Here is a 26,287-nt window from a genome sequence, read left to right on the forward strand (position 1 = left end):
TAGACTCCCCAAGGCCTATGGGCGGAAGGAAGATAAGCCTAGCAAGCCGGGTATGGAACACTCCCTCTCTTCTGGTCGGAGGCCTCATGTTTGCCGTACTTATCGGGCTGGCGGTTTTCATTCCTTTCATTAGTCCTTATCAGCCTTCGGAGCAAAATTTAAGCGCCTTTTTGCAGCCTCCGTCATCGGAACATTGGCTGGGGACGGATCAACTTGGGCGCGACTTGTTTACGAGATTGATCTATGCAGCGCGAACTGACCTGAAAATTATGGTCCTGGCGGAAATCATCCCATTCTGCACGGGTGTATTTCTAGGCATGCTTGCAGGTTATTACGGGAAATGGCTTAATACCATGATCTCGTTGCTGACGGATACGCTGATCGCGTTTCCTTTTTATTTGATCGTTATTATCGTGGCCTTTGCCAGCGGAGCGGGGGAACGAGGCATTTATATCACCTTTATGCTGGTAGGATGGATCGTATTTGCCCGTGTAGTCAAGGGTCTCAGCGCTTCGTTCCGCGAGCAGGAATGGGTGGCGTCCGCACAGACTTTAGGGCTGCCTGGGGTGAGAATCATCCTTCGCCATCTTCTGCCCAATGTGCTGCCGCAAGCGATTGTGGTCCTCATGACGGACATGATCGGACTGCTTGTGGCGATCGTTACGCTCGGTTATCTGGGTATCGGCATTACACCGCCAACCCCGGATTGGGGGACCATGATTGCGGACGGGCGTTCTTTTATTACGACAGCTTGGTGGCTCTCGGCAGTTCCGGGTCTGGCCGTAGTGTATACGGGGATTGCTTTGTCTCTTGTGGGTGATGGCTTGGCAGACTTATGGAGGAAAAAATAATGGCTGCTAACACGGTATTACAGGTAGAGGCCTTATCGTTGGCCGCTAAATCTAAGAAATTAGTCGACAATGTCAGCTTCTCGCTGGGTAAAGGAGAGAGTCTGGGCCTGGTTGGCGAATCGGGCTCCGGCAAATCACTTACGCTACGTGCGGTTCTTGGATTGCTTCCTCGCGGTATCGAGCAGACAGGAGGAGTCATCAAGAGCGACGTGAGCAGCGCCATGGTGTTTCAAGATCCGAGAGGCGCTCTAGACCCGCTCTGCCCGGTGGTGGCGCAGGTGGCGGAGGTCATTTATTATAGGCAAAAAGTAGGCCGGAAGGCATCCCGTATCCAAGCGCTTGAATTACTTGAAATGCTGGGCCTCCCTGATTCCTTGAAGAGATCAGATCGCTATCCGAGCCAGCTCTCGGGCGGTCAATGCCAACGGATCGTCATCGCCATGGCCTTGGCATGTAAGCCGGGCATTCTGCTCTGCGATGAGCCGACAACTGCGCTGGACGTGACTGTACAACGGCAAATTATCGAGACGATCACAAGCCTGCAGCGTGAACTAGGGTTTGCCATGGTGTTTGTCACCCATAATCTTGCGATTGCTGCGGCCCTATGTTCCAAGTTGTGTGTGATGAAAGAGGGACAGATTGTTGAGCATGACGATACGCTCAGTCTTTTGCAAAACCCTACAAATCCTTACACGCGGATGCTGCTTGATTCGGTGCTTCCTTTGCCAGAGCTTGAAGGGAGTGAAGAGTGATGGAGCCAGCTTTGCAGGTGAAAAATTTAACAGTTCAATATGGCGGGTTTACCGCGCTGGACCATGTTGATCTGAATATAGAGCAGCATACTACCCTTGGCCTTGTTGGAGAATCCGGCTCGGGGAAATCAACCCTGGCCCGGGTCATTGCTGGATTAATCGCTCCTGATGAGGGGGAGATCCGGCTGAGTTCGCAGCCATTGAAGAAGAAGAGAAGCCGTGAGCAGCACAAAAATGTTCAGATGATCTTCCAGAACCCGGACGCATCGCTGAATCCGAAGCATTCAATCCGGCAGATTCTATCTGAAGCGCTGTTATTTCATAGAATCGTAGAGCGGCGTCAGGTTGAACAGAGATGCAAAGAGCTCCTGGCTCGTGTTCATATTGAAGAGGGAGCTTTGGATAGATATCCTCATGAATTTTCCGGAGGTCAGCGGCAGCGGATTGCGATTGCGCGCGCATTAAGCGTGGAGCCAAGCCTTCTGATTGCCGATGAACCGACGAGCGCGCTGGATGTGTCTGTTCAATTAAGTGTGCTTGAACTGTTTCATACGCTCAAAGAGGAGCTCAATCTCACCATGCTGTTCATCTCCCATGATCTGGGGGTTATTCATGCGATTAGCGATACTGTAGCGGTGATGAGGCAGGGAAGGCTGGTAGAGGTCAATTCCAAGTCTCAATTCTTTGCCCGGCCCGAGACGGATTACAGCCGCGAGCTGCTGTCCGCAGTGCCGCGAATACCAATACTAAGTACATCAGGAGGTTCATATGACCAGAGAACTTAAAGGCTATGTGCCGCTCTCACGAATCGAGTTCGATACACTTACCAGGCTGTTCTCCAAGCTCTTGCATACGCAGCATCCGCCTGTCATCATCCCCGGAGAAGCGATCTTGGGCATTGAGGCGATGGCTGCAGGAATCGCTGCGCCTGGCAGGACGATTTTAAATATAGTGACCGGCCCTTACGGAAGCTTATTTGGAGGGTGGCTTGAGCGTGGCGGTGCAACCGTTGCCGAGGTAAAGGTCCCCTTTAATGAAGTGGTTACCGTAGGAGAGGTTGCTGCAGCAATTGAGCGGTTTAGGCCGTGTGCGCTTTCTTTTGTTCAGGCAGAAGTGGTTACAGGCGGGGCGAATCCTGCTGAAGAGATATTAAAGATTGCCCGCGACTACAACCTCATTACGGTGATGGATTCCGTCTCAGCGGTCGGGGGAGAGGAACTGCGGGTAGATGATTGGGGAGTCGACTTTGTGGCAGTAGGTGCGCAGAAGGCTTTGGCCGGACCTAATGGAGTCAGTGCGGTCGGCGTTTCACCACGGGGCTGGGAGTTCTTGGAGTCCAATGTAAATGCACCGCGTAATTCGATCCTGTCCTTGCTGGATTTGAAGCCAATACTTGACAATGGAGCAGCGCCGGTACGTGTTCCTGCTAACATTCCAACGCTGGAGGCTAGGGCACTGATCGCTGCTTTGACCCTTGTTGAGGAAGAAGGCCTGGCACAAGTCATTCGGCGTCACGAATTGGCTGCATCCTCTGCGGTTGCCGGCATTAAAGCCTTGGGGCTGGAGCCTTGGCAGAAGGATGGCAGATATTATTCCAAGCTGACGACGACGGTTCGGATAGCCGGTGAGCAGAGCTTGCTTATCGAGCGTCCTGTTGGCATCGTGGCTCCGGGAGATGGTGAATTGTTCGGTCAGCTTCTGCGGATCAACCATTTCGGTGCTAATGCTTGTCGGCAAAGTGTGGAGGAAGCGATTGAGGGGATCGGTAAGTTAGTAGAGCGGGACGCGGATGCCGCGGTTGAGAGGGTCCGGCAGATCTGGGAGGCAGGACATGATCAATAAGCATCCGCGGGAGCAAACCTTTAATCGCATATTTATAGCAGGGATTGAAGGGAAACGCTTTGATATTACCATTAAGGATGGGCGGTTCTCCTCAATTGTGGAATCGGGGCGGGAATATGGCGAGTTGGCTCCGTCAGGACAAGATTTATGGATCAGTCCGGGGGTCATTGATCTTCATACCCACCTGGCTTGGACAGACTTTGATCATGATGATCAATTGAGGCGCGATGCCCGGGAGATCGAGGCTATGCAAGCTGAAGCCTTTGCGGCTACGCTGCGGACTGGTGTAACGACGGCGCGCGATGCGGGCGGGCTCCCTCCAGGCACCGTGGCCCATCTCGTTCAGCATTATGGACAGCCATTAAGGGTACAGACCAGCAGTGATATGCTGGGGGCAGCGGATGCCCGCGGGGTGAAGTATTTGGAGCAACATATGAAGGAGATCTTCGATACAGGGGCAGGCTGGATTAAGATTATGGCGACAGGCGGCCTTGGAGCACCTGCTGAAAAAGTGCTTGATCCGAATTTTTCGCAGGAAGAGTTCTCTTTCATCGTTCGTCATGCACATGCTCATCATAAAAAGGTGATGGTTCACACCTGGGGCGGAGTAACGATTGACTGGTCCATCCAGGCCAAGGTGGAATCGATAGAACACGGAATGTTCCTGACCGAGGAACAGGCGAACGGGCTGGCCCAATCCGGCGTAGCCTATGTGCCTACAGCTTCGATATATCGTATCGCCGCTGATCCGGCAGGCGTGCTGGCATTACCTCCGGTCATTTGTGATCGCGCCGCTCGCGCTGTGGAAGCCCATCCTAATGCGGTTCGCTATGCCAAGAGAGCGGGAGTTCGCATCGGATTTGGCACGGATTATGCCACACCCGCGCTTCATGGGTACAACCTTCAGGAGCTTGACACGCTGCTGGATTATGGGTTGACTCGTGTGGAAGCGTGGCAGGCGGCCACGGCAGATGCCGCCGAAATTCTCGGCAGCGGCCACGAATTGGGACAGATCGCAGAGGGATATTTGGCTGATGCGATTATTTTCGATGCCGATCCATACCAGGCAGGGAATGCGGCTCAGCTTCGGAAGAGCATTGTATCCGTCATTACAGGAGCAGCCGAAGCGGATTTGATATAGGGCGTAGCTCCGGCGCAGCCTAGTTCGCAGCTTTGGGCGCTGCCTCGCCGCGAAACAGTGAACTCTAACGAAACAGGGTATCGTTATTCAGCCAAAATAGGGCCTTAAAGCCTGTTTTTGATCCAAATAACGATACGTAGTTTCGTTAGATTTTTTTTGTCCTTGTTTTTGCGGAAATAGCGATATGTAGTTTCGTTAGTTCCCCTACTTTTATCCGAGCCGAGACTTATTCATCCCCAGCTATACGCCGATGATGCTCCTTCCATTATGCGTTAGATTGGAACTTTGATCGCTCATGCCAGTTTCCTCTCCATAGTCTGATTTTGTTGCCTTGACCTTCACGTAACGTGATCCCTTATGCTGTTTTTTGAGGGGGTCGACTGAATTTAAAATGGAAGCCATGAGTCCGCCCCTACCCCATAACTCAAAGAAGGTATAATTCATGAAAATTACTGTCGAAGACACTTTAGAACAATATGAGAAGCTGTATGGCTTGGAACCCTGTAAAAGAGAGGACTTTTTCCGTTATACCATGATGAAACCGTTCGAGGCGATGTGGAGGTTCATCAATGTGCCGCTTCATGCCAAAGAGCCGGGCGGTTACGATGTCGTCATGGCCGCAAAAATGCTTGGGCATTTGGACTTAAGCGAAACGGAGACAGGTACTCATGTTTTACAGAATTTAAAAGAGATCGGCGCCTTATCTACTGCAAAAGAAGTTTTGCACGCGTGCACGGACTTCACGCTCCAACATGGACTGAAAATCCATGCTGACGAGCTGAAGCTTGGCTTGTATATCGCGGACCCCCACAAGCTGGAATTGGTCAACGGATACTCCGGATTTGGCGGAATCCCTGGATTTATCCAGGTCACCATTTACCCGAACAACTATAATATTCCAAGAATTCCTGCCGTGATTGCACATGAATTTCATCACAACATTCGGTTTTCCTATTTTGACTGGGACCATGGGAACATAACGGTTGGAGAATATTTAATTATCGAGGGTTTGGCGGAGTCGTTTGCTCGGGAATTGTATGGACAAGATTCAATAGGTCCTTGGGTGACTTCCTTGGATGAAGAGGATGAGATGTATTCTATCCAGGTACTGAAAAACGCTTTGAATATCAAAGGCTTCGCCGAGGTCAGCAGCTACATGTTTGGCGATATCTATGCAAAAGAACAGGGATATTCCCCTGTTGGATTGTCTCCATATGCGGGATATGCGATTGGTTACAAAGCGGTGCAATCCTTTATGAACCTGAATCATGTCGGGATAGCGGAAGCTACGCTGCTGCAAGCGGATGAGATTATCGAGCAATGCGGGCTATTCGATTGAACAGATATTGAAGTGTATCATATTAGCGAGCTTCGGTATGAGAAGGAAACATGGTAACTCTTTTGGATCAAATAATAGATCAAAGGGACACGGCTTACTTTAGTCTGTGTCCCTTTATATTTCTTTGTGCTTCTCTTGGATATTGTCATGCTCGCATTCAACCAACTTGAAGAAATAGGATGGTTTGATTTTTAGACCTTTGCAAAGCTCGAATATTACATTTGATATAGCCAATAAATAGCATCTTGTTGAGAACTTTATCTGTTATGGTTCGAGCATCAGATTGATAATGGATGTAACTAAGCAATTTTCGATACAGAGGAGGCCAAATAGCAATGGAATTGCCATCGTGGTTTCAAAGTGCAATTGAGCAGAGGTTGGATCAGGTTGCAGCCTGGATTGAGCGCCAACCCGAACTGCGTGAACTCCGTGTTGAAGAACGCGCTGCATTCGACGCAATGTTTCCAGATACAGATCCAACGAGTCTTCCAGAGTATATGGCTTGGGAGGATAAACATCATTTCAAGCAGGCAGTCGAGAACGAGCACTCGTATTTACAGGGAATGAGTGACGGCGTACAGCTTATAGTAACGTTATTACATGATCGGGTAACACCGGATACAAAGAGGGAGATGCAGGAGGCTGACCCGAATGAATACTAGTAGAGCTTGATCAGCTTCCTACCGCTTGCTTTCCATGGCGTAATACGTACAATATTATTCAATTATAGGATTCTATCTAGCCCTATAAATAAAAGAGTTTGGAGGTAATCCTTTGTATACTTACGACTCGTTTGAAACGGCGGGAGCATTTACATTAATGAGGCCCATTTTCATCACGTTATTAATTGTATCTTTATTATTATTTGTGATCATCATCCTACCCAAACTAAGAAGGAAATTGGCGAATGGCTCGTTTGTTTTTGGTCTATCACTCGTTTCGTTAGTCGTCTCTGCCCAATTATTATACTATCAGGCAATTATCGTGGATGAGATTGGTCTTGGTGGGGATGAAGCTTCAACTATGCTGTTCTTAGTAAACGCCATTTTCTGTATCGCTAACCCGATTATTTTCTTAATGAAGGCCAATAAAAGATATTCGTGAACATCGAGGAAGTCCCCTATTATATTAGCTATTTGATACACCTAAATTTTCGAAACTATCATTATTGATACCATGCCTTGACGGTTACCTCCAGCCGTTATCGTCTGAAGAGGTTCATCCAGTGGTAGGCCAATATTTTCTAACGAAACGTGGTATCGCTATTCAGGAAAAGGGGCATCTGGAAATTCTAACGAAACATGGTATCGCTATTCAGGCCAAAAGCGGCATCTGAAAATTCTAGCGAAACAGGGTATCGTTATTTAGCGAAAATGGTGGCCCAAAGCCTGTTTTTAGCCCGAATAGCGATACGTAGTTTCGTTAGAATTTATTTGCCCTGTTTTTAGTCCAAATAACGATATACAGTTTCGTTAGATTTGATCCGCCCTTGTTTTTGCCCAAATCGCGATATGGAGTTCCGTTAGAGCGTTTCAAGGGTATGCGAATTTGTTGCCAGCGGCACGCTTTTTCTGCTTTTTAACGTTTGCCTACGAATGACCCATTATACTTGTCAGCCGAAATGAACAAGGCTATTGATACACCCATATGTTCGAGACGGTCATCACCGCGGGCAGCGCTGCCTCGTCGACCGGGACATTGTCATACCAGCCGCCTACAGCCAGGTTGAGTACCAGATAGAACTGCTCGTCAAAGGGGGGAATGCCAGGCTGTAGTTCACGTTCCGCGTAGCAGTGTCCATCGATCAGCCAGCGGATCGAGCCGGTGTTCCATTCCATCGCGTAATCGTGGAATTCGTTGATGGTTCCTTCCTCGAGCTGGTAGGAGAACTCATCGGTGACTTTATGATCCCAATCCTTCCCATAGTGAAGCGTACCGAATATGTGCTGGGGCAGGCGGCCTTTGGCTTCCAGCATATCGATCTCGCCAGAAGCGGGCCAAGGGCCGTAAACCTGTTGCTGCGGGAGCAGCCAAACGGCAGGCCATAGTCCATTCCCAACGGGAAGCTTGGCGCGAACAATGAGCTTGCCATAACAGAAGGAGAAATGATCCTTTGTGTCTATACGAGCTGAGGTATAGGCGAAGCTCTGTCCGTTCGCAAGGGTCTCCTCGCGGCGCGCGCATAGGTTTAAGCCGGACTTATCTATATACAGATTATCATGATTCCCCGTGTAAAACTGCTGTTCCCCATTCCCCCAGCCTGGTGCTAGAACATGGCCAAGGTCATCCAGCAAGTCGTTGCCCAGGCGAATATTCCATTCCTTCAGATCGGTAGGATGATGTACAAAATCCTGCTGCCATATTAGTTTATTCATTACCTGCACGCTCCCTCCATTTTCTACAGCATACTTCATTCAGACCAAGGGTCAAACGAATCTAAAAAAATGGGATATGGCCAAAAATGATGGCCTTTTTTTCCTATGCGTATTTTCATACGATGGAGGGGAAGGGGGCAAGGCACTATGTTCCAACAGAAAACAGAACAAATTAAAACCTTTATGAGACAATGGCAGCTGCAGAGCATGGTTATTCCGGGGATTGTCTGGATGTTTATCTTTTGTTACATCCCTATGTTTTGGCTAATTATTGCGTTTATGGACTACAACATTGCCAAGTCTATGTTGGAATCGCCCTTCGTAGGGATGAAGCATTTTCAGGACTTTGTAATGGACGACCGTTTCTGGCGATCGATCCGCAATACGCTGGGGATGAGTTCGATTCGTCTGGTGCTGGGCTTTCCCATCCCGATTTTATTTGCCTTACTGCTTAATGAGATCCGCAGCATCCGTTTCAAACGCACGGTGCAGACCATTTCCTATTTGCCACATTTTATTGCCTGGACGATATTCGGTGGCATTATGCTCAATTGGCTGGGCGAGGGCGGTGTGATCAACCAATTGATGATGGCACTGGGAATCCAGCAGCGTGAAATTTTATTTAACAGCGATCCTAAATACTTTTGGTGGATTGCCTTTTTCTCCGATACGTTGAAGGAGACCGGATGGAGCGCCATCATCTATATCGCTGCGATATCCGGCATAGATCCTGGGCTATATGAAGCGGCGGAACTGGATGGCGCCAATCGTTGGCAGCGAATGTGGTACATTACCATCCAATGCATCCGTCCTACCATTGCTATTCTGTTCATTCTCGCCGTCAGTGGGCTGCTAGGCAGCAACTTTGAACAGATCTTCATGTTGAAGAACAACATGAACATGAAGATGGCGGAAAGTATAGATCTCTATATCTATAACATGGGGTTGGTCTCCGGGCGCTACTCCTTCTCGACGGCCGTCTTGTTTGCTCGCTCCATTGTGGCATTAGGGCTGCTGTTCCTAGCTAATTTCACATCGAAAAAGCTTAATGGCGAAGGCATTTTTTAGGAAAGGGGGATGGATCCATGGGAAAACGCAGAAAACTTCGCGGTATCAGCCTGTTTAGTGTTTGTAATACCTTATTGATGCTGGCGGTTTGCTTTATTACGCTGTATCCAATGTATTTCGTGTTCATCAACGCACTTAATGCACCGGAGCAGGCCTTGCTTGGCACCGTGAACTGGTTCCCGAAAGCGATCTCATTGGACAGCTACCGCGTTGTATTTAATGATGAGCACTTGATGAACGGTTTTCTGGTCACCACTTTGCGTACCGTGATTGGAACCGTAGTACACGTATTGTTTACCGCTATTGTGGCCTACGGCATGAGTAAATCCAATCTGATCGGCCGTAAGGTATATATGAAAATTGCCTTGATTACGATGCTGTTCTCCGGCGGGTTGATTCCTACATTTATACTCATGACCAAGCTGGGCCTGTATGATAATTTCCTGGTTTTCATCATACCGGCGATGTATACCTTTTTTGATATGGTTATTTTCATCAGCTTCTATCGTACAATTCCTGACAGTCTGGAGGAGTCCGCAAAGGTAGACGGTGCTTCCGATTATGGGGTGCTGTTCAGAATTGTACTGCCCAATAGCATGGCCGTCATTGCGACCATATCGCTATTTGCAGCCGTATATCATTGGAACGATTACTATCAGGGGGTTCTGTACATCCGCTCGCAGGATAAATTGCCGTTGCAGACGATGCTGTACAAAATTATCGCCGAGAACTCCATGTCGTTCATGCAGCAGCAAGCTATGGCACAGTTCGGAGCGAAGTTGCCCGGCAACTCTATCAAGTTTGCTTCCATGATGGTGGCGACTCTACCGATTCTTGCGGTCTATCCCTTTATACAGCGCTATCTGGTCAAAGGCGTAATGATTGGCGCCATTAAAGGGTAAGCGTCATTTGTCTAAATAACCGTAACCGAAGGTTTACTAGGACAGATGATTTATATACAACCATTATCGTTAGCAAGAAAGGATGATCATGTAATGAAACACAAGCACATGAAGCGAAGCATGGCCTTAATCATGGCTGTAGTTCTGATGCTGAGCCTGGCTGCATGTACGGGAAGCAAGAATAGCTCCAATAAGCCGAATTCCCCGCCTGCAGACAATAAGCCCGAGAACACGCAAAATGAGGTTAAGCTGAATCCGGATGAACCCGGCTGGAAATTGGATACAAGCCCTGTAGAGATGTCCTGGTTTGTAGGCGCTTCCTGGTACGGCCGTTCCTGGGGGGAGAGCTTGAATTCCAAGTACATTACTGAAAAAACAGGCGTAAAAGTGAACATTGAAGTTCCCTCCGGCGAAGCTAATGAGCATATTACCTTGATGATGACCTCCGGCAAACTTCCGGACCTGATTACTATGGGTTCTTGGGAAACCGCTGTCAAGAAGCTGTGGGAAGGCGATCATGTGTATGCCTTGAATGAGCTGGCAGACCAGTATGATCCCTACTTCTTCAAAGTAGCCGGGGACGGTACGCTGAAGTGGTATAAGCAAGAAAACGGCAACACCTACGGCATTCCTAATGATTCATATAGTCCTAACCTGATGCATGAAACCGGTATGACAGCGGCCAACCAGACCTTCCTGGTCCGGAAAGACCTGTATGAGGACATGGGCAGTCCGGACTTATCTACACCGGAAGGCTTCCTGAATGCGCTGCAATTGCTCAAGGATCAGTATTCCGAGTATAAAGGCCAGCCGATTAGCCCCTTCTTTGCACAGGGGAATGTGCCTTACGGGATGACAGAGTATTTGCAGAATCTGTTAGCTGTCCCGCATGAAAAAGACGGCAAAGTATACGATCGCATCACCGACCCGGATTACCTGACTTGGCTGAAAACCTTCCGTACCGCTTACGAGCGTGGACTGATTAATGTAGATTTTCTGGTAGATTCCGATACCCAGGTCGAGGAAAAGACGAATAATGCCCGTTATTTCATGATGGTCCGCGAGTGGACCGGAATGACGGCGGTTAACCCGATGCTGGCCGCAAGCAACAATCCGGACTCTTACTATATTGCCGTCGACGGGCCGCAGAACAGCAAAGGTGATAGCGCCAAGCTATTCCCGGGGAATATGGATGGCTGGATGGTCACGATGATTAGCAAGTCCTGCGAGAATCCAGAGCGTGCGATTCGCTTCCTGACTTACTTGGCTAGCGAGGAAGGGCAAAGAGATTTATTCCTTGGCCAGGAAGGCGAGATGTGGGAAATGGCTGATGGCAAGCCGCAGTTGAAGGCGGATATGGCCCAATTGCTGGATTCCGATATTGAGAAGCTGGAGAAGGAATACGGCATTATGGATACTTACTGGATGATGCGCAACCCTGTCATCGTCGATCAGTGGAGACCGGAGAAAGCGTTAGTCATCAAGCAAATGGCCGATTTCGCCAATGCCCAGGCAGATATTGATGGCGGCATCTACAAAGGATTGGATCCTCTTGGCGATTCCGATGCAGCGGTAAACTGGGCGCGTATTTCTCAAAATTGGGAAGAAGTCATGCCAGAGCTGATTACCGCCAAGGATGAGGCTGCCTTTGATAAGATCTTTGAAGGCTTCCTGGCCCGCCGCACAAGTTACGGCTTTGACCAGGTGATGGAATACCGTCAGGGCGAGTTGGATGTACGAAAGACTAAAATGGCGGAGTAATACGATCTCGTTATATTGGAATGGATGCCGGCTATCGAAATGATGGCTGGCAACCCCACTCTTACCGTCTCTACTATTTTAACGATGAAGTCAGATGACTTTACGGGCGGATTGTAATATATGGTATATTACAGGGAAGTGGGGGGCGTTGGCATGAAGAGATTACTGACAAAAGTCAGAAAAATATACCGTAATTCCCGGATATCACAAAAGTTGTTTTTAACATTTAGTATGCTGATAGCCATCCCTGCCATCTCAGTATCCTTTTTATTTATTCGTATTCAGGAGGTCCAGCTATATAAAGATGCAATGTCTAATGGAAGCAGCCATATCTCCCGGATCAATGAGAAGCTGCGCAGTAAAATGGACATAATTGAAAACGCTTCCTCGACAGCGTTGACGCAAAAATCCTTTGTAGACTTTATCCATTCCAATATGCGTGGTGACGGCCTGCGGTTGGTGAAATTCAGACAAAATCAATTTGAGCAGATGCACAACATTATCCAGAGTAATGAGATGATTAGTGAGCTCAGCTTCTATGTCGATAATCCAGACCTGTATGAAATCTGGCCGGAAATCTACCATTATGACAAGTTTACGCCGCAAGATTATTGGCAGACGCTCCGGGATGAAGGCGGGGCAGCTTACCGTATATTTGCTTTTCAGGATGGAGAGCACACCCTCTCTTACTATCGGCTTGTACGTCTTCAGGGTCAGCAGCAGAAGCGCCCCAGTATTATGGAAATTCGCACGCCGCACAATCTGTTTTTCAGCGATCTTCTGGAAGAGACAGGGGGGGATTTCTTCTCTGTCGTGATGGAAGGAGGCGATGCTTCCCGTTATATCTATAATCCTCAGCATTCATTCTCACAAGCAGCTGGAGAAGAACTGGAGCAAATTCTGGCCAGCATCCATCGGCAGTTGGATGCGCTAGAGCAGAATAGCCCACTGAAGGTTCAGGTAGGTGGTCAAACCTATTATGCTGTATACCGCTATCTTGTTCCGCTGGATGCCTATGTGGTAGATATTGCTTCACATCAGGCACTGATGAAGGGTCCGCGCAGTTGGTACGCACTGGTGGTTGTCATTACACTCTGCGTGCTGCTGTTATTGATGCTCCTGGTATCGCACACCACGCGGCGTCTTTTTCGCCGATTGGACAGCGTGCTCTCTTCCATGCGCAAAGTTCGAAAAGGGCAGCTGGATGAGAAAATTGATACAGGGCTAGAAGAAGACGAAACCGGTGACGAAATCGATGAGGTCGCCATTACTTACAATAAAATGCTGGATGAGATTAAACATTTGATGACCCAGGTCGTTGATAAGCAGTTGATCGCCAAGAACGCACAGCTGCATTCGCTCCATTCGCAGATCAATTCGCATTTTCTCTATAACGCGCTGGAAGCGATTCGGATGCAGGCGGAGGTCCAGCAGCAGCCTGTGATTGCTGAAGCATTGGTATCGCTAGGTTCACTGCTCCGCTATAGCATGAAATGGAGTGGAGATACCGTAGCCCTCGAAGAAGAGCTTGCGAACATCCAGAGTTATATCAAATTCATTAACTTTATGGAGGGAGGCGGCTACGTATTAACGGAGATACTCCCCCAGGAAGTGCTTCTCTATGCGATTCCGAAAATGTGCATGCAGCCCATCGTTGAAAACGCCGTTCATCATGCGGCACCCAAAGGCGGCAGTGTACATATCCAGATCACCGTCCGGGTGGAGAATGACAACCTCTTGCTGATCGAGATCGCCGATGACGGCGTGGGCGTTGATCCTCAGATTCTGGCCAGCTTGCAAGCTATATTGCTGGGCGAATCGGATACGCCAATCGTTACTGGCAAGAACGGACTAGGCTTGGGGAACGTGCACAAACGCTTACAACTGAACTATGGCAAAGACTATGGACTTTGGATAGACAGCGTGCAGGGCGCCTATACTCGCGTAATGATACGCTTACCATGGGAAAATGTGAATCTGGGGGGATGGTAGGATGATTAACATTTTGATTGCCGACGATCAGAAGCATATTCGCGATGGATTGCAGGCCATGCTGCAGCAGTTTCCCCTGGAGCTAGGCTCTATTTACTGCGCTGCCAATGGAGTCGAGGCCTTGCAATTGCTGCGGCATCATAGCATCCAGCTGGTGATTACCGATATTCGGATGCCGGATATGGATGGACTTGAGTTAATGGCCTGTACCAAAGAGGAGCGTATTAAGGTCGATTATCTGATCATCAGTGGTTATAGTGATTTTGCCTATGCCCAAAGAGCCATTGCACTCGGGGCGAAGGCATACCTTCTCAAGCCTGTGAAGCGGGAGGATCTTCAAGCCTCCATCGAGCATGTAATGCAGGAGGTAAGAGCTCGGCAGGTGCTGTCACGCAATATGAAGCATTTGTCTCGCCTGGCTAAGGAGACAGATCGGAAAGAGCTGAGCATGTATATGCAAGGCGCGGCTAACGAAGAGGCATGGGTTATTCAGACCCAGCAGCAAAACCCGCAGCTGTGGAAGAACTATCGCCTGTGCCTGCTGCGTGAGAAGCTGTGGATTAACCAACCAGGGGCAAGTAGTTCCCACAGTATGGAATCTATAGCCTACCGTGTATATGGCAAGCAGGGGTGCATCTGTCTGCAGCATAGTCCACAGCTGATCCTCGCCGTAGATGCGTCTGTGGATACGGATGCTTTACCGGCTGCTCTCAAGGCCGAGCGAATTCGTGCTATTTCGGTGATGACGGGTCCGCAGCAAGGATTAAAGGAACTGCCAGCCAGCTATGGTCAAGTGATGGAGCTTCACCGCAACAGTTACCTGTTCCCGGAGCAGGACTGCATTTTGCCGACTCATACGGAGGGGCTGGTGCAGCAGTGGCAGCTTCCCTACGAGGAGATTTACGCGCTGTTCCAGCTCATAGGCACCAGAAACAACGTAAAAATCACCGAAGGGATATCCAAGCTGTTCCACAAGGATGTGCTGCAGCGTTATCACATTCGTTATACCCAGGACCTGGGCCGCGTTATGATTCAGATGCTGAGGGAATATGAGCGAGTGATTCGGCCCTACATGGGGGAAGAAGCATTAGATATTAAATGCTTGCAGAACCTTTTCGACTATCCGGGCATCCGCGACTATATACAGGCGCTGCAGCAGCAGTTGCTTAGGCTGAATCAATTTTATTATGAATTCAAGTGCCATTATCGCAATTCGCAGGATTTAAACGAAGCGATCCGCTTTATCCACGAAAATTACTACAAGCCGCTAGACCTGGCCATGGTATCCAACCATGTGTCCCTGAATTATGCTTATTTTTCAAACCTGTTCAAGAAGAATATCGGCAAAGGCTTTGCGGAATACCTTCGCGATGTGCGTATGGGGAAAGCCCGGAAGCTGTTGGCCGAGACCGAACATAAAGTTATCGAGATCGCTGCTATGGTGGGATACGAGAGCTACAAGAGCTTTACTCGGGCATTTCGCGATGTGATGAATATGCAGCCCACGGAGTATCGCCAGCTGATGCGGCGCAAGCATAAGGAATCATTTTTGGAGGAGGATGAATATGAAACGGTATAGGGAAAAGATACTTTCCTTGGTTCTGGCAGCAGTTCTGATCGTGAGTATGGGTTTATTGCCAGCCCCAAAAGCCCAGGCAGACGGAGCAGGGACAACAGTTAGTTCTATGTCTTACTTCTCGCCAGCAGATGGACCTGTGATCTCAAAATCGGGAGTTGGGCAAGCCAGCTACGGGTTTGTCATGCCAATATTCAATGGAGGCTCCGCAACCTGGAATGAGGTGTCCGCTGACATTGGAGTAAATGTGAAAGTGGACGGTAATTGGATCGATATTGACAGTGCTGGTGGCTTTATTTACAACCAGAATTGGGGGCATTGGAGCGATGGCGGCTTGTACGGCTATTGGTTCACTCTCTCCGCAACCACGGAGATTCAACTGTACTCCAAGGCTAACGGGGTTACACTGGACTACACACTTGTATTCCAAAATATCATTAAAACGACGATCACTGCCATGTCACCTACGCAAGGACCAGACATTACTGCAGGATTTACTGGCGGAGCGGGCTTTACCTATCCTATTTTCAATAATGACTCAGCCATAACCTATGAAGCCGTGGCCGATGATTTGAAGGTGTATGTGAAGCCTGTAAACAGCAGCACCTGGATTGATATTGACAATAATGCAGCCAGCGGCTGGATTTACGACAGCAACTTCGGACAATTCACCGAGGGTGGCGGCGGCTATTGGTTTACCGTTACGGAGTCTATTCAGGTGAAATTCGCGTCCAAGACCTCCTCGGCGAACTTGGTGTATACGATTCACTTTAATGAACCAGTCAGAAACTCATATACGATTAGCTCTTATGATGGAACAACAACATACACAGCGGATGAAAAAGGGGTTATCGGCATACCGCTGCCTAAAATCGACGGGGGAGCGCCGATCGGCACCGAGCTCGGAAATTTCGTGTATCAGATCAATGTCAATGGACAATGGGTAGATATGTCGAACTCGGCTCAGAGCCGATTTGTATATGCGGGCAACGGCTACAATAACATGTCGGACGCCAATCAGTGGGGATATTGGGCCGACTATATCTATGGGCTGTGGTTCCAGCCGGTGCAGGAGGATATACAGCTGCGTATCGGTTATCCGCTCAATGGACAATCGGGCGGAGGCATCGGCAATAACTATGTATACTATACATTCATCGGCAATCCGAATGCTCCGCGTCCTGACGTAACCGATCATGAGGATATCGCCATCGGTACTTCAAGCGATCCGTCGATTGCGGGCATGACGCTCATTTGGCAGGATGAATTCAATGGGACTCAGCTGGATACAAGCAAGTGGAATTATGAACTAGGCTATTATATTGGTGATGATCCTAATAGCTGGGGTTGGGGAAATGCAGAGCTGGAGCACTATACGGATAGTGAGCAAAATGTATTCGTACAGGATGGAAAGTTAAATATCAGGGCCTTGAACGATCCGAAATCTTTCCCGCAGGACCCTAATCGTTATGCGCAGTACTCTTCAGGCAAGATTAATACCAAAGGCCATCTCTCGCTGCAGTATGGCAGAGTCGACTTTAGTGCCAAATTGCCTACAGGCAATGGAATCTGGCCGGCCCTGTGGATGCTTCCGGAAGATGAAGCATATGGCGCATGGGCTGCCTCTGGGGAGATCGATGTGATGGAAGCGAAGGGACGGTTGCCTGGAACGACCAGCGGAGCGGTGCATTTTGGCGGTCAGTGGCCGGTGAATAAATATATTGCCGGCGAATATCACTTCCCTGACGGGCAAACCTTCGCCAATGATTTTCATGTATATACCTTGATCTGGGAAGAGGATAACTTCAAATGGTATGTGGACGGCAAATTCTTCTTTAAAGTAACCAGAGATCAATGGTATTCGGTAGCTGCGCCTAACAATCCGAACGCGCCATTTGATCAGCCTTTCTATATCATTATGAATCTGGCGGTTGGCGGTCACTTTGACGGCGGGCTGGCTCCGGACCCTGGCGATATCCCGGCGACAATGCAGGTAGATTATGTGCGCGTCTATAAACCAGGTGGCGGTGAGAATCCCGGGAACATTCCCGTGAGCGGTATAGCTTTGAGTCAGACGAATGCACAATTGGAAGTAGATCAGCAGGTACAGTTAAATGCTAATGTGACGCCAGCGAATGCAACGAATAAGCAGGTATCATGGACTGTATCCGATGCCAGCATTGCTTCCGTAAATCAGAATGGTGTTGTGACTGGGCTGGCTTCGGGGACGACTACAGTAACTGTTGCAACGGTAGACGGCAATAAAACAGCTGTCTGCACCATCACGGTTTTGCCGAAGGCACCTACGGTTGTCATCATTGGTGATGAAGTGCGCGGACTGAAGAAGACAGGCGATAACTTGCTGTTCTATGTGAACGGGGCGACCTTTGCCGATTTGCATTACAAGCTGAATAATGGGGGCCAGTTGAACGTAGCCATGGTGCCAACAGGGGACGGCAATTATATCTACCCTATAAATAATCTCCAATACGGGGACGCGATTGAGTACTTCTTCACCTATAATCCGGGGCAAGGTGCGCTGGATACTCCGTGGCTGACATATGTTCATGGGGTGACTCAAGGAACAGCGGAGTGATTGGGTGATCTGGGCTAGACTTCTGCTGGCCTGAACCGTTCGTATACCGAAGGGGGAAGTCCAGAAAGGGCAAAGCGGTGGAAAGCTCCAAATGGAGGGCCACGGATCTACCAGTATTTTGAATTGCAGAAGGGGCGTCTCAAGGTCGAAAGATCTTTGGAAGGCCCCTTTTTTGCATGGAGACTGGAAGCAGCGTGTTCCCCTGGTTTTTCAAATGTCCGAGCTAATTTGTATATTGGAATTATTGGGAGCCGGAGCTGAGAACCAGGTAGTAAATGCATTGCAGCAAATGCTAACGAAACAGGGTATCGTTATTCAAGCCGAAATGGACAGCCAAAAATTGTATCGAAACGTGGTATCGCTATTTTGCTAAAATAGTCGCTAAGAACGGGAATTTAACTTCAAATAGTGGTACAGAGTTTCGTTAGATGTGAAAGCCCCTTATTTTTGCGGCAATAGCGATATGTAGTTTCGTTAGAGTAGGGGGAAAGTTTGAGTTTAGCTGAGTATCCCCTGTTTCACAAGCATGCGAATCAGTATAATGAAACTATTGGAAATTAGAAATAAGGATTAGAAAAGTGAAGTGATAAATATGTTAAGTCAGACCCAAGAAAAAGGCTTGAGTAAAATGATGAGCAAGCTCCTTCGGCACACGCCTGAGGATTTTGGTGTTGTCCTGGATCCAGAGGATGGCACATGTTCGATAAGCACCCTATTGGCCGCCATCCAAGCCCAGTCCAGGTGGTCGTGGGTGAAACAGGAGGATATAGAGCAGGTGGTTCGCAATTCGGACAAACAGCGTTTTGAAATTAAAGATGGGCGTATAAAGGCAAGGTACGGGCATAGTCATGATAAAATACAATACACACCGGGTAATCCTCCGGCCATTCTATACCACGGTACGAACATGAAGGCTTTGCCGTCTATTTTGAAGGAAGGGTTGCGTCCGATGGGTCGGCAGTATGTCCATTTATCGGAAGGGACCCATTTTGCAGCGTTGGCGGGGAGCCGCAGGGGAGAGCTGGTGATGCTTCAGGTTGATACGTCAGCTGCAAAGCAACAGGGCATAACCTTCTATTATGCGGGCAATGAAGTTTGGCTGTCAGATCATATGCCGCCTAGCTGCCTTTCGGTTATAAAGTAAAATAAAATACGCACTGTCATGGATAACAAATGGGCTCCTGCCGCTTAGGAGCCCATTGTTTGCGTTCATGATCACTGATGATCAAGAAGTGTGACGCGTTGTTCCACGTTGAATAAGTTCATTATCCATCTGGTGATTCATTTCTTCCAGCGGCTGCTGCTCAATCTTCTTGATGAGGATGCGGGCAGCTAGCATGCCCATTTCATAAATCGGCTGAGATACCGTAGATAATTCCGGGTAGACCATTTCCCCAAGCGGAATACCGTCATATCCAATGATTTGTACCTGATCCGGTACACGAATACCACGTTTTTGCATAACGCGAAGCGCGCCTATCGCCATTAAGTCATTGCCAGCAAAGATGCCGTCAATATCAGGATGTGCGTCAAAGATTTTATTTACAGCTTCTGAAGCCTCTTTTAACTGAAAATTTCCATTAACAATTAGCTTAGGTGTGAACCAGTCTAAATCTTCAACTAGATCGAGATAGCCCTGACAGCGTTCCTCTGCAATCCATAATCCTTTTGGCCCCCTAATGTGCAAAATTTTGGTACAACCTTGTTGCAGTAAGGCTTGCACGGCCAAACGTGCACCCTCGCGATTTTTCGAAGAAATAGTGGGCACCGTCTGAAAGTTTGAGCGATCCAGTGCAACTAACGGAATCTGTAACTGGTCTATCTCATTCGAGGACAAGGTATTTGTAGCCATAATAAATCCATCAATGTATTTTTGTTTTAATGTTTGAATGTATTGCCTTTCCACGGCAGGGGAATCATTGGTATTGCAAAGTATCGTTGTATATCCGTACATTTGCGTTACCTTCTCTACGGCAAGCGCAAGTTCATTAAAGAACGGGTTCGTAATATCAGGGACGATGAGAGCGATCGTTTTGGAGGATTTCTTGGATAAACTACGGGCAATATCATTGGGTGTGTATTGTAGCATTTCGATAGCTTCATGAACTTTCTGAACCGTATCTTTATGAACATACCCCTTCTGATTAAGGACGCGAGAAACGGTCGCCACGGAAACCCCTGCTAATTTTGAAACATCTCGAATCGTTGGGATTGTTCTCAGCTCCTTTAATTACTTCTGTGCTTCTATATTACTATACTTAATAAATATCAGGTATTCAACTGTATGAAGATCCAAAAATAGGATACCGGTTACACAATATTACATGAAATATGTTACCGGTTCCACATTATTCACATCAATTGTAATAATTTCAAGGGATATACGTATTGACAGCGTTTTAAGATGAGTTTATTATGATACTCAAATGAGTAACCGATTACACATTTGATGATACGTCGGAAATTGAGAATCTGGGAATGCTCTATTACACCAATTGAGAGGATGTTGAACCGAATGACTGATAAGAAAATTCCTATCATCATTGATACTGATCCAGGGATTGATGATGCCGTTGCTATCGGAGTGGCGTTATTTCATAAGAAGTTGGACGTCAAGCTGCTATCAACCATTGCCGGAAATGTCTCTGTTGAAAAAACGACGAATAATGCACTCAAGCTGGTTGAATTTTTTGATAAGGACATTCCAGTTGCCAAGGGCGCCAATAAACCATTATGTATTCCATATGAGGACAGCAGCCATATTCATGGAGAATCGGGGATGGGCGGATATGAATTTCCAGAACCGAAGAAGGTGATTCATCCGGAGCATGCGGTTAATGCAATTAGAGAGACGATCATGAACAACGAAGAAAAAGTAACCCTTGTACCGATTGGCCCTTTGACGAATATCGCTTTATTCCTGACATTGTATCCGGAATGCAAATCGCGGATTGAACGGATTGTGCTGATGGGTGGTTCAGCATCTGCAGGCAATCATACGCCAACGGCAGAATACAACATCTTTGCCGATCCGGAAGCCGCCAAGATCGTATTTGCTTCAGGGCTTGATATTACGATGGTAGGACTTGATGTGACAAGCAAGGCCACCTTGACCCCGGACAATGTAGAGACCATTCGCGATTTGAATGAAACAGGCAGGATGATGTATTCCATGTTCCAGCATTATCGCGGTGGCAGCTTGAAGACAGGACTAAAAATGCATGATTTATGCGCAATCGCCTATATTGTCAATCCCGAATTGTTCAAGACTCAAGTTTGCTTCGTAGATGTCGAGACTTCAGGCACATATACAGCAGGCACTACGATTGTAGATCTGAAGAATCGATATCATAGAGAGCCAAATGCAACGGTGTGCTTGGATATTGATGTAGACGCTTTCAGAGCGTGGGCAGTAGAGCAATTAGCTAATACTCGATAAAAGGCAGCATTTAGAGAGGAGAATCACTTTGGTAGAACTCATATTCGGTTTAGTTGTAATCGTGCTGGCAGGCTGGATGATTTATAAGAAGGTCAATGCTACGGTTGCATTGTTCATTGCGGGTATCCTGCTTCTATTTGGAGCAGCTTTTATGGGGCACCCTGTATTGCCTGAAGAAACAACGACAGGCTCTATATGGCTGGATCCGATCAAATCGATTACACAAAGTTTCGTCAACAACTTAGGGAATATCGGGATGACGATCATGGTTCTGTTCGGCTTCTCGTCGTATATGACGCAGATTGGCGCGAATGAAGTTACGGTTCGAACCTTGATGAAGCCATTATCCGGTATCAAATCAGTCTATGTGTTAGTCCCGGTTATTTTTATCGTAGGAAACCTGCTGTCTCTTGTTGTTCCGAGTGCATCAAGTCTGGCTGTACTTCTGATGGCTACATTGTATCCAGTTCTGAAGCGTATCGGAATGTCCGCGCTTACTGCAGGTGCTGTAATTGCGACAACAGCGACAATTATCCCGACTCCTCTTGGTGCGGATAATGTTATTGCGGCTGAGACCTTTGGTATCGATCTGATGGATTATGTATTGAAATATCACGCTGCCATTTCGATTCCTACGTTGATACTCATGACGATTGCACATTATTTCTGGCAGAAATATTTGGATAAGAAGAATCCGGAAACCGATGATATCGATGAATCCAAGCTGACTGCATTACGTGAGGATTTGCCTCCGGCGTTCTATGGGATTCTGCCGATTCTTCCACTGATCCTGATTACTGTATTTGGTATATTTATTAAGTCGATTAAAATCGGTCTGGTTGAAATCACGTTTATTTCTCTGATCGTTACAGTTATTATTGAAATCATTCGCAAACGCAAGATCCAGCAAGTGTTCGATGAGCTAATGGTATTCTTCAAAGGTATGGGGAACGGGCTTGCTATGGTCGTAGCGCTGCTTGTTGCGGCAAGCTTGATGGTAGATGGTCTGAAAGCGCTGGGCATTATTGATATGCTGACCAATTCGGTAAAAGATGTCAATGGGGCAGGAATGATCTTGATGTTCGCTTTCTCAGGGATCACAGCGCTTATTGGTCTGATCAGCGGCGGCGGTCTTGCTGTATTCTACGCTTCGGTAGGTTTGCTGCCTGATATCGCACATAATGTTGGTATCAATGGAGTAATGTTGGCCATTCCTATGCAATTAATTGCTAACCTGGTCCGCTCGGTGTCGCCAGTTGCTGCGGTTATCATTGTTGTCTGCAGTATTATTGGCAAGAGTCCGATGGCTGTTGTTAAACGGACTTCAGTGCCAATTATCGTTGGTATTATAAGTACGCTAGTATTGTCTTATGTGATGTTCTCATAATACTGCCCAAATTCCTAAAATAGATAATACAGAGAGAATATTGTAATTGGATAGGAGCGAAGCACAGATGAAGAAGATATGCATACTTGGCAGCATCAATATGGATTCCAGCTTATTGCTGGAATCCCTCCCTGTTGAGGGTGAGACTATATTTGCAACGGACAAAATGGTTGGACCAGGGGGCAAAGGTTTCAATCAGGCCGTATCGGCTGCAAGGTTAGGAGCGTCGGTACAATTTATCGGTAAAATCGGGCAGGATGAGAATGGCAAACAGCTCATGGCAACAATGCAGCAGGAAGGCATCCTTACAGACCATGTTTATACCGATCCGGATTTGCCTACGGGAGAAGCCTTGATTTTGTTCGCCAAAAACGGCAGTAATATGATTGTAGTCAGCGCCGGCTCCAATATGGGGCTGACAACACGAGATGTTGACCTGTCTAGAGAGAATATCGGGTCTTCTGACGTTATTGTAGCCCAGTTTGAAGTTCCGATTCATGTTATAGAGCATGCTTTTGCATTAGCGAAAGATGAGGGGAAAATTACTGTGCTCAATCCTGCGCCTGCAAAAGAAATTCCGGCAGGATTGCTCAGAGTAACGGATATTCTTATCCCGAACGAAAGTGAGATGCATATGCTGACAGGATGCGATACAACCAGTGAAGATGAGATTATACAAGGCGCGCATAAGTTAATGGAACAAGGCACCGGTTGTGTCATTGTTACGCTTGGTGAACGCGGCAGTCTGGTCTGCCATCCGGAGGGCTCTATCGCGGTTCCGGCTGAGAAAGTACAAGCCATCGATACAACGGCGGCGGGCGATAGCTTTATCGGAGCGCTCTGCACCAGATTACAAGGGAATCATCTCAAATCATTGGATAACATTATAGAAGCCGTTAGATTTGCAAGTAAATTCTCATCGATCGTAGTTCAACGTAAAGGAGCATTCCAATCGATACCTTATGCTCATGAACTCGCGAATGGATAGAAATGAGTGGATAGAATGAATATTTTATGGGGACTGCTGGGCTGTTTCGTTGTTTTCGTTATTGCCTATTTGATGTCAGACCATAAGAAAAATATCAATTATCGCACCATTTGTATAGGTTTTCTTATTCAATTATTGTTTGGCTTTATCGTGTTGAAATGGGATGTTGGCAAGCAGGTGATAAGAGCTATATCAGGGGCTATTACGAACTTGTTCCACTACGGATATGAAGGCCTGGGCTTTGTATTCGGCAGCCTGGCCGACAAGACGATGCCCACAGGCAATATCTTTGCGATTCGCGTGGCCATGCTGGCCGTCTTTATTACTCCTTTGATCGGTATTTTATATCATTTTGGGATCGTCCAGATCTTTATGCGTGTCATTGGGGGGGGACTTGGCAGATTGCTGAAGACAAGCCGATCTGAATCTTTAGCGGCAGCAGGGAATATTTTTCTGGGACTGCAGGAAATTCCGATTATGATCAAGCCTTATATGAAATACCTGACGCGATCGGAAATGTTCGCGGTTATGGTTGGTGGGCTAGCCTCTGTCGCCGGCGGGATCATGGTCGCTTATGCTGCGCTCGGGATACCTATGGAATATTTATTATCCGCGAGCATCATGTCGGCTCCTGCGGGGCTTATTATAGCGAAGATTATAATTCCGGAACGGGAAGTACCCGTCAAGGTTGATATACATGAGCTTGAAGAGAACAAATCAGGGAAAAAGGAAAGCATCGTTAATATTATTTCAAAAGGCGCTTCTGCCGGTATGAAAATGGCGCTGCAAATTGTGGCCATGCTGATCGCTTTTATATCGATGGTGGCTTTGCTCAACGGGCTGCTTGGGTGGATCGGCGGATGGTTTGGTTTTGGCGAACTGTCACTGCAATTAATTCTGGGCTGGGTTTTCTCGCCTATTGCCTTTGCGATTGGTGTTCCTTGGTCAGAGGCTACTATGGCAGGAAGCTTCCTGGGACAAAAGCTTGTGATGAATGAAATGATAGCCTTTGGTTCTTTTGCTGAACAGATGGGACATTTGTCAGACAAGACGGTTGCTATCGTTAGCTTTGCCCTCTGCGGATTTGCCAATATCGGCTCCATGGGGATCATGTTGGGTTCATTTAGTTCATTATCCCCTGAGAGGAGCAGTGAGGTAGGGAGTCTTGCATTTAAGGCAGTAATTGCAGGCTCGTTAGCTAATCTGCTGAGCGGTGCAATTGCAGGCATGTTCTTTTAAGCGAAATGAACGTAAGCTGTATAATTGATATCGGGAATAACAGGGTTTCATCTGAAACATGGCTGTTCCCGATTTCTTTGCGTCCTTTTCCTATAATCGCAGGCTGCTCCACGCAAGTCCCTCTCTTTAATCACCTATACGTTCAACACCATCTCCACCTTCGTGAGATGCTCTTCCATCCGCTGGGAGGCAAGGGCTTCGTCTTGAAGGGAAATGGCTTCATAGATGAGCTGATGCTCTTTCAATAGCTGTAGGGCAGAGGCGCGTTCGCCGAACAGCCACATACGCCTTGTGCTGCCCATATGCTTCGCACATTCCTGATGGAACATGGCAAGCATCGGGACCAGGATCGGATTGTGGCTGGCTTCAGCCAAATAGACGTGGAATTGCAGGTCATCCTGCTGGCTTCTCTCTTCATCGTCCAGATGTTCTTCCATCAGCTTAAGACAAGAAGACATTCGTGTGAGGTCCTGTTCCGTTCTTCTTCGCGCCGCGAGTGCGGCTGAGCCGATCTCAACCAGCTTGCGGGCCTCGATCAAGGAACGGAGCGAATCCATATCCGCAAGTGAGCTGATCAATTGCTCGGCAGGATGGTGCTCCGGTCGACGTGCGAAGGTACCTCCGCCGTGACGGATATCGAGCCATCCCATCGCCTTTAAGGCGCTTTGGGCTTCGCGGATCGTTGACCGGCCCACTTGGTATTGCTTGGCCAGCGCTTCCACAGAGGGAAGTCGCTGCCCTTCGGCATAGCTGCCGTCTTTCAATTGCTGGAGCAGATGCTCTGTAACGAGCTCTGCCCCTTTTTTCATTTGTATATGGTACATGATCGAGTTCCCCCTGCTGGTTGATGTGGCTGTATAATCCTCAAGTCTATATTCCTTCAAATTTTAAGTTAAGTCTATACATACGCTTTCATTATAAGGTATAATATCCCAAAAGTCATCAGATGACCTGAACAGTTATTCGATTCTAAGCTGCTTCTGTCCAGAATATCGCCCATTGGTTGCCAATCAAATTCATTGCAATCATCAATTTGTAT

The 26,287-nt window shown here is 47.7% G+C and carries 22 protein-coding genes; 19 read left to right on the plus strand and 3 right to left on the minus strand.

The genetic code is table 11. The features are described 5' to 3' along the window. The first annotated feature begins 17 nt into the window (after positions 1 to 17). The 8 genes from EI981_RS04795 (at position 18) to EI981_RS04830 (ending at position 7,029) form a co-directional block, all read left to right on the plus strand. Positions 18 to 851, plus strand: a complete 834-nt coding sequence (locus tag EI981_RS04795; protein ID WP_127004364.1) for an ABC transporter permease — start codon at positions 18 to 20, stop codon at positions 849 to 851. Next, positions 851 to 1,603 carry an ABC transporter ATP-binding protein gene (locus tag EI981_RS04800; protein WP_126995897.1) on the plus strand — a complete coding sequence of 251 codons (753 nt, stop codon included), beginning with the start codon at positions 851 to 853 and terminating at the stop codon, positions 1,601 to 1,603. The genes EI981_RS04795 and EI981_RS04800 overlap by 1 nt, the downstream gene beginning before the upstream one ends. After that, on the plus strand, positions 1,603 to 2,388 hold the full coding sequence (locus tag EI981_RS04805) for an ABC transporter ATP-binding protein (protein WP_126995899.1): 786 nt from the start codon (positions 1,603 to 1,605) through the stop codon (positions 2,386 to 2,388). The genes EI981_RS04800 and EI981_RS04805 overlap by 1 nt, the downstream gene beginning before the upstream one ends. Beyond that, positions 2,372 to 3,445: a pyridoxal-phosphate-dependent aminotransferase family protein gene (locus EI981_RS04810; RefSeq protein WP_126995901.1), complete on the plus strand. Its 1,074-nt coding sequence runs from the start codon at positions 2,372 to 2,374 to the stop codon at positions 3,443 to 3,445. Before EI981_RS04805 ends, EI981_RS04810 begins: the two co-directional genes overlap by 17 nt. Continuing rightward, entirely contained in the window at positions 3,435 to 4,586 is a 1,152-nt protein-coding gene (locus EI981_RS04815; RefSeq protein ID WP_126995903.1) for an amidohydrolase family protein, read from the plus strand. Before EI981_RS04810 ends, EI981_RS04815 begins: the two co-directional genes overlap by 11 nt. Before the next feature lie 442 nt (positions 4,587 to 5,028). Beyond that, positions 5,029 to 5,925 carry a DUF2268 domain-containing putative Zn-dependent protease gene (locus EI981_RS04820; protein WP_126995905.1) on the plus strand — a complete coding sequence of 299 codons (897 nt, stop codon included), beginning with the start codon at positions 5,029 to 5,031 and terminating at the stop codon, positions 5,923 to 5,925. Between the two features lie 335 nt (positions 5,926 to 6,260). After that, entirely contained in the window at positions 6,261 to 6,587 is a 327-nt protein-coding gene (locus EI981_RS04825; protein WP_126995907.1) for a hypothetical protein, read from the plus strand. Positions 6,588 to 6,699: 112 nt separating this feature from the next. Further along, positions 6,700 to 7,029 (plus strand): hypothetical protein, encoded by a 330-nt coding sequence (locus EI981_RS04830; RefSeq protein ID WP_126995909.1) that lies wholly within the window; start codon positions 6,700 to 6,702, stop codon positions 7,027 to 7,029. 527 nt (positions 7,030 to 7,556) lie between these two features. Here EI981_RS04830 and EI981_RS04835 read toward each other — a convergent pair. Further along, positions 7,557 to 8,300 carry a glycoside hydrolase family 16 protein gene (locus tag EI981_RS04835; protein ID WP_162616085.1) on the minus strand — a complete coding sequence of 248 codons (744 nt, stop codon included), beginning with the start codon at positions 8,298 to 8,300 and terminating at the stop codon, positions 7,557 to 7,559. A gap of 147 nt (positions 8,301 to 8,447) precedes the next feature. Between EI981_RS04835 and EI981_RS04840 the strand changes: the two genes are divergently transcribed. The 7 genes from EI981_RS04840 (at position 8,448) to EI981_RS04870 (ending at position 19,339) form a co-directional block, all read left to right on the plus strand. Then, positions 8,448 to 9,368 (plus strand): ABC transporter permease, encoded by a 921-nt coding sequence (locus EI981_RS04840; RefSeq protein WP_126995913.1) that lies wholly within the window; start codon positions 8,448 to 8,450, stop codon positions 9,366 to 9,368. A 17-nt stretch (positions 9,369 to 9,385) separates the two neighbouring features. Beyond that, on the plus strand, positions 9,386 to 10,270 hold the full coding sequence (locus EI981_RS04845; RefSeq protein WP_126995915.1) for a carbohydrate ABC transporter permease: 885 nt from the start codon (positions 9,386 to 9,388) through the stop codon (positions 10,268 to 10,270). 93 nt (positions 10,271 to 10,363) lie between these two features. Then, entirely contained in the window at positions 10,364 to 12,031 is a 1,668-nt protein-coding gene (locus tag EI981_RS04850) for an extracellular solute-binding protein (protein WP_162616086.1), read from the plus strand. Positions 12,032 to 12,184: 153 nt separating this feature from the next. Then, positions 12,185 to 14,023: a sensor histidine kinase gene (locus tag EI981_RS04855; RefSeq protein WP_162616087.1), complete on the plus strand. Its 1,839-nt coding sequence runs from the start codon at positions 12,185 to 12,187 to the stop codon at positions 14,021 to 14,023. 1 nt (position 14,024) lies between these two features. Beyond that, the gene (locus tag EI981_RS04860) at positions 14,025 to 15,602 is read left to right on the plus strand and encodes a response regulator transcription factor (RefSeq protein WP_126995921.1); all 1,578 of its coding nucleotides are present in this window, start codon (positions 14,025 to 14,027) and stop codon (positions 15,600 to 15,602) included. Continuing rightward, positions 15,589 to 18,195: a family 16 glycosylhydrolase gene (locus EI981_RS04865; RefSeq protein ID WP_227011694.1), complete on the plus strand. Its 2,607-nt coding sequence runs from the start codon at positions 15,589 to 15,591 to the stop codon at positions 18,193 to 18,195. Before EI981_RS04860 ends, EI981_RS04865 begins: the two co-directional genes overlap by 14 nt. Positions 18,196 to 18,787: 592 nt before the next feature. Next, the gene (locus EI981_RS04870; RefSeq protein WP_126995925.1) at positions 18,788 to 19,339 is read left to right on the plus strand and encodes an RNA 2'-phosphotransferase; all 552 of its coding nucleotides are present in this window, start codon (positions 18,788 to 18,790) and stop codon (positions 19,337 to 19,339) included. 81 nt (positions 19,340 to 19,420) lie between these two features. Here EI981_RS04870 and EI981_RS04875 read toward each other — a convergent pair whose 3' ends face one another. Then, positions 19,421 to 20,407: a LacI family DNA-binding transcriptional regulator gene (locus tag EI981_RS04875; RefSeq protein ID WP_126995927.1), complete on the minus strand. Its 987-nt coding sequence runs from the start codon at positions 20,405 to 20,407 to the stop codon at positions 19,421 to 19,423. Positions 20,408 to 20,710: 303 nt separating this feature from the next. On the opposite strand from EI981_RS04875, the gene rihC reads away from it, so the two are divergent. The 4 genes from rihC to EI981_RS04895 all read left to right on the plus strand — a co-directional run bounded on the left by rihC (position 20,711) and on the right by EI981_RS04895 (position 25,248). Then, positions 20,711 to 21,634, plus strand: a complete 924-nt coding sequence (gene rihC / locus EI981_RS04880; protein ID WP_126995929.1) for a ribonucleoside hydrolase RihC — start codon at positions 20,711 to 20,713, stop codon at positions 21,632 to 21,634. Between the two features lie 28 nt (positions 21,635 to 21,662). Further along, positions 21,663 to 23,021, plus strand: a complete 1,359-nt coding sequence (gene dcuC, locus EI981_RS04885; RefSeq protein WP_126995931.1) for a C4-dicarboxylate transporter DcuC — start codon at positions 21,663 to 21,665, stop codon at positions 23,019 to 23,021. 67 nt (positions 23,022 to 23,088) lie between these two features. Next, entirely contained in the window at positions 23,089 to 24,009 is a 921-nt protein-coding gene (rbsK, locus tag EI981_RS04890; protein WP_126995933.1) for a ribokinase, read from the plus strand. Between the two features lie 15 nt (positions 24,010 to 24,024). Further along, a complete protein-coding gene (locus EI981_RS04895; RefSeq protein WP_126995935.1) occupies positions 24,025 to 25,248 on the plus strand; it encodes a NupC/NupG family nucleoside CNT transporter in 1,224 nt (407 codons plus the stop codon). Positions 25,249 to 25,382: 134 nt separating this feature from the next. Here the strand turns inward: EI981_RS04895 and EI981_RS04900 are convergent, their stop codons facing one another. After that, positions 25,383 to 26,072, minus strand: coding sequence for a FadR/GntR family transcriptional regulator (locus EI981_RS04900; protein ID WP_126995937.1), 690 nt, complete (start codon positions 26,070 to 26,072; stop codon positions 25,383 to 25,385). Between the last annotated feature and the right edge of the window lie 215 nt (positions 26,073 to 26,287).

The organism is Paenibacillus lutimineralis (genome assembly GCF_003991425.1).
In the GTDB taxonomy this organism is placed as follows: Bacteria; Bacillota; Bacilli; order Paenibacillales; family Paenibacillaceae; genus Fontibacillus; species Fontibacillus lutimineralis.

Excerpts from the sequence above, each read along its gene's own strand:
- EI981_RS04895 (WP_126995935.1), top strand. The coding sequence starts at position 24,025 with ATGAATATTTTATGGGGACTGCTGGGCTGTTTCGTTGTTTTCGTTATT.
- EI981_RS04825 (WP_126995907.1), top strand. The coding sequence starts at position 6,261 with ATGGAATTGCCATCGTGGTTTCAAAGTGCAATTGAGCAGAGGTTGGAT.
- EI981_RS04810 (WP_126995901.1), top strand. The coding sequence starts at position 2,372 with ATGACCAGAGAACTTAAAGGCTATGTGCCGCTCTCACGAATCGAGTTC.
- rbsK (WP_126995933.1), top strand. The coding sequence starts at position 23,089 with ATGAAGAAGATATGCATACTTGGCAGCATCAATATGGATTCCAGCTTA.
- EI981_RS04800 (WP_126995897.1), top strand. The coding sequence starts at position 851 with ATGGCTGCTAACACGGTATTACAGGTAGAGGCCTTATCGTTGGCCGCT.
- EI981_RS04855 (WP_162616087.1), top strand. The coding sequence starts at position 12,185 with ATGAAGAGATTACTGACAAAAGTCAGAAAAATATACCGTAATTCCCGG.
- EI981_RS04850 (WP_162616086.1), top strand. The coding sequence starts at position 10,364 with ATGAAACACAAGCACATGAAGCGAAGCATGGCCTTAATCATGGCTGTA.
- EI981_RS04805 (WP_126995899.1), top strand. The coding sequence starts at position 1,603 with ATGGAGCCAGCTTTGCAGGTGAAAAATTTAACAGTTCAATATGGCGGG.
- EI981_RS04835 (WP_162616085.1), bottom strand. The coding sequence starts at position 8,300 with ATGAATAAACTAATATGGCAGCAGGATTTTGTACATCATCCTACCGAT.
- EI981_RS04900 (WP_126995937.1), bottom strand. The coding sequence starts at position 26,072 with ATGTACCATATACAAATGAAAAAAGGGGCAGAGCTCGTTACAGAGCAT.
- EI981_RS04795 (WP_127004364.1), top strand. The coding sequence starts at position 18 with ATGGGCGGAAGGAAGATAAGCCTAGCAAGCCGGGTATGGAACACTCCC.
- EI981_RS04840 (WP_126995913.1), top strand. The coding sequence starts at position 8,448 with ATGTTCCAACAGAAAACAGAACAAATTAAAACCTTTATGAGACAATGG.
- EI981_RS04820 (WP_126995905.1), top strand. The coding sequence starts at position 5,029 with ATGAAAATTACTGTCGAAGACACTTTAGAACAATATGAGAAGCTGTAT.
- EI981_RS04815 (WP_126995903.1), top strand. The coding sequence starts at position 3,435 with ATGATCAATAAGCATCCGCGGGAGCAAACCTTTAATCGCATATTTATA.
- rihC (WP_126995929.1), top strand. The coding sequence starts at position 20,711 with ATGACTGATAAGAAAATTCCTATCATCATTGATACTGATCCAGGGATT.
- EI981_RS04860 (WP_126995921.1), top strand. The coding sequence starts at position 14,025 with ATGATTAACATTTTGATTGCCGACGATCAGAAGCATATTCGCGATGGA.
- EI981_RS04870 (WP_126995925.1), top strand. The coding sequence starts at position 18,788 with ATGTTAAGTCAGACCCAAGAAAAAGGCTTGAGTAAAATGATGAGCAAG.
- EI981_RS04845 (WP_126995915.1), top strand. The coding sequence starts at position 9,386 with ATGGGAAAACGCAGAAAACTTCGCGGTATCAGCCTGTTTAGTGTTTGT.
- EI981_RS04865 (WP_227011694.1), top strand. The coding sequence starts at position 15,589 with ATGAAACGGTATAGGGAAAAGATACTTTCCTTGGTTCTGGCAGCAGTT.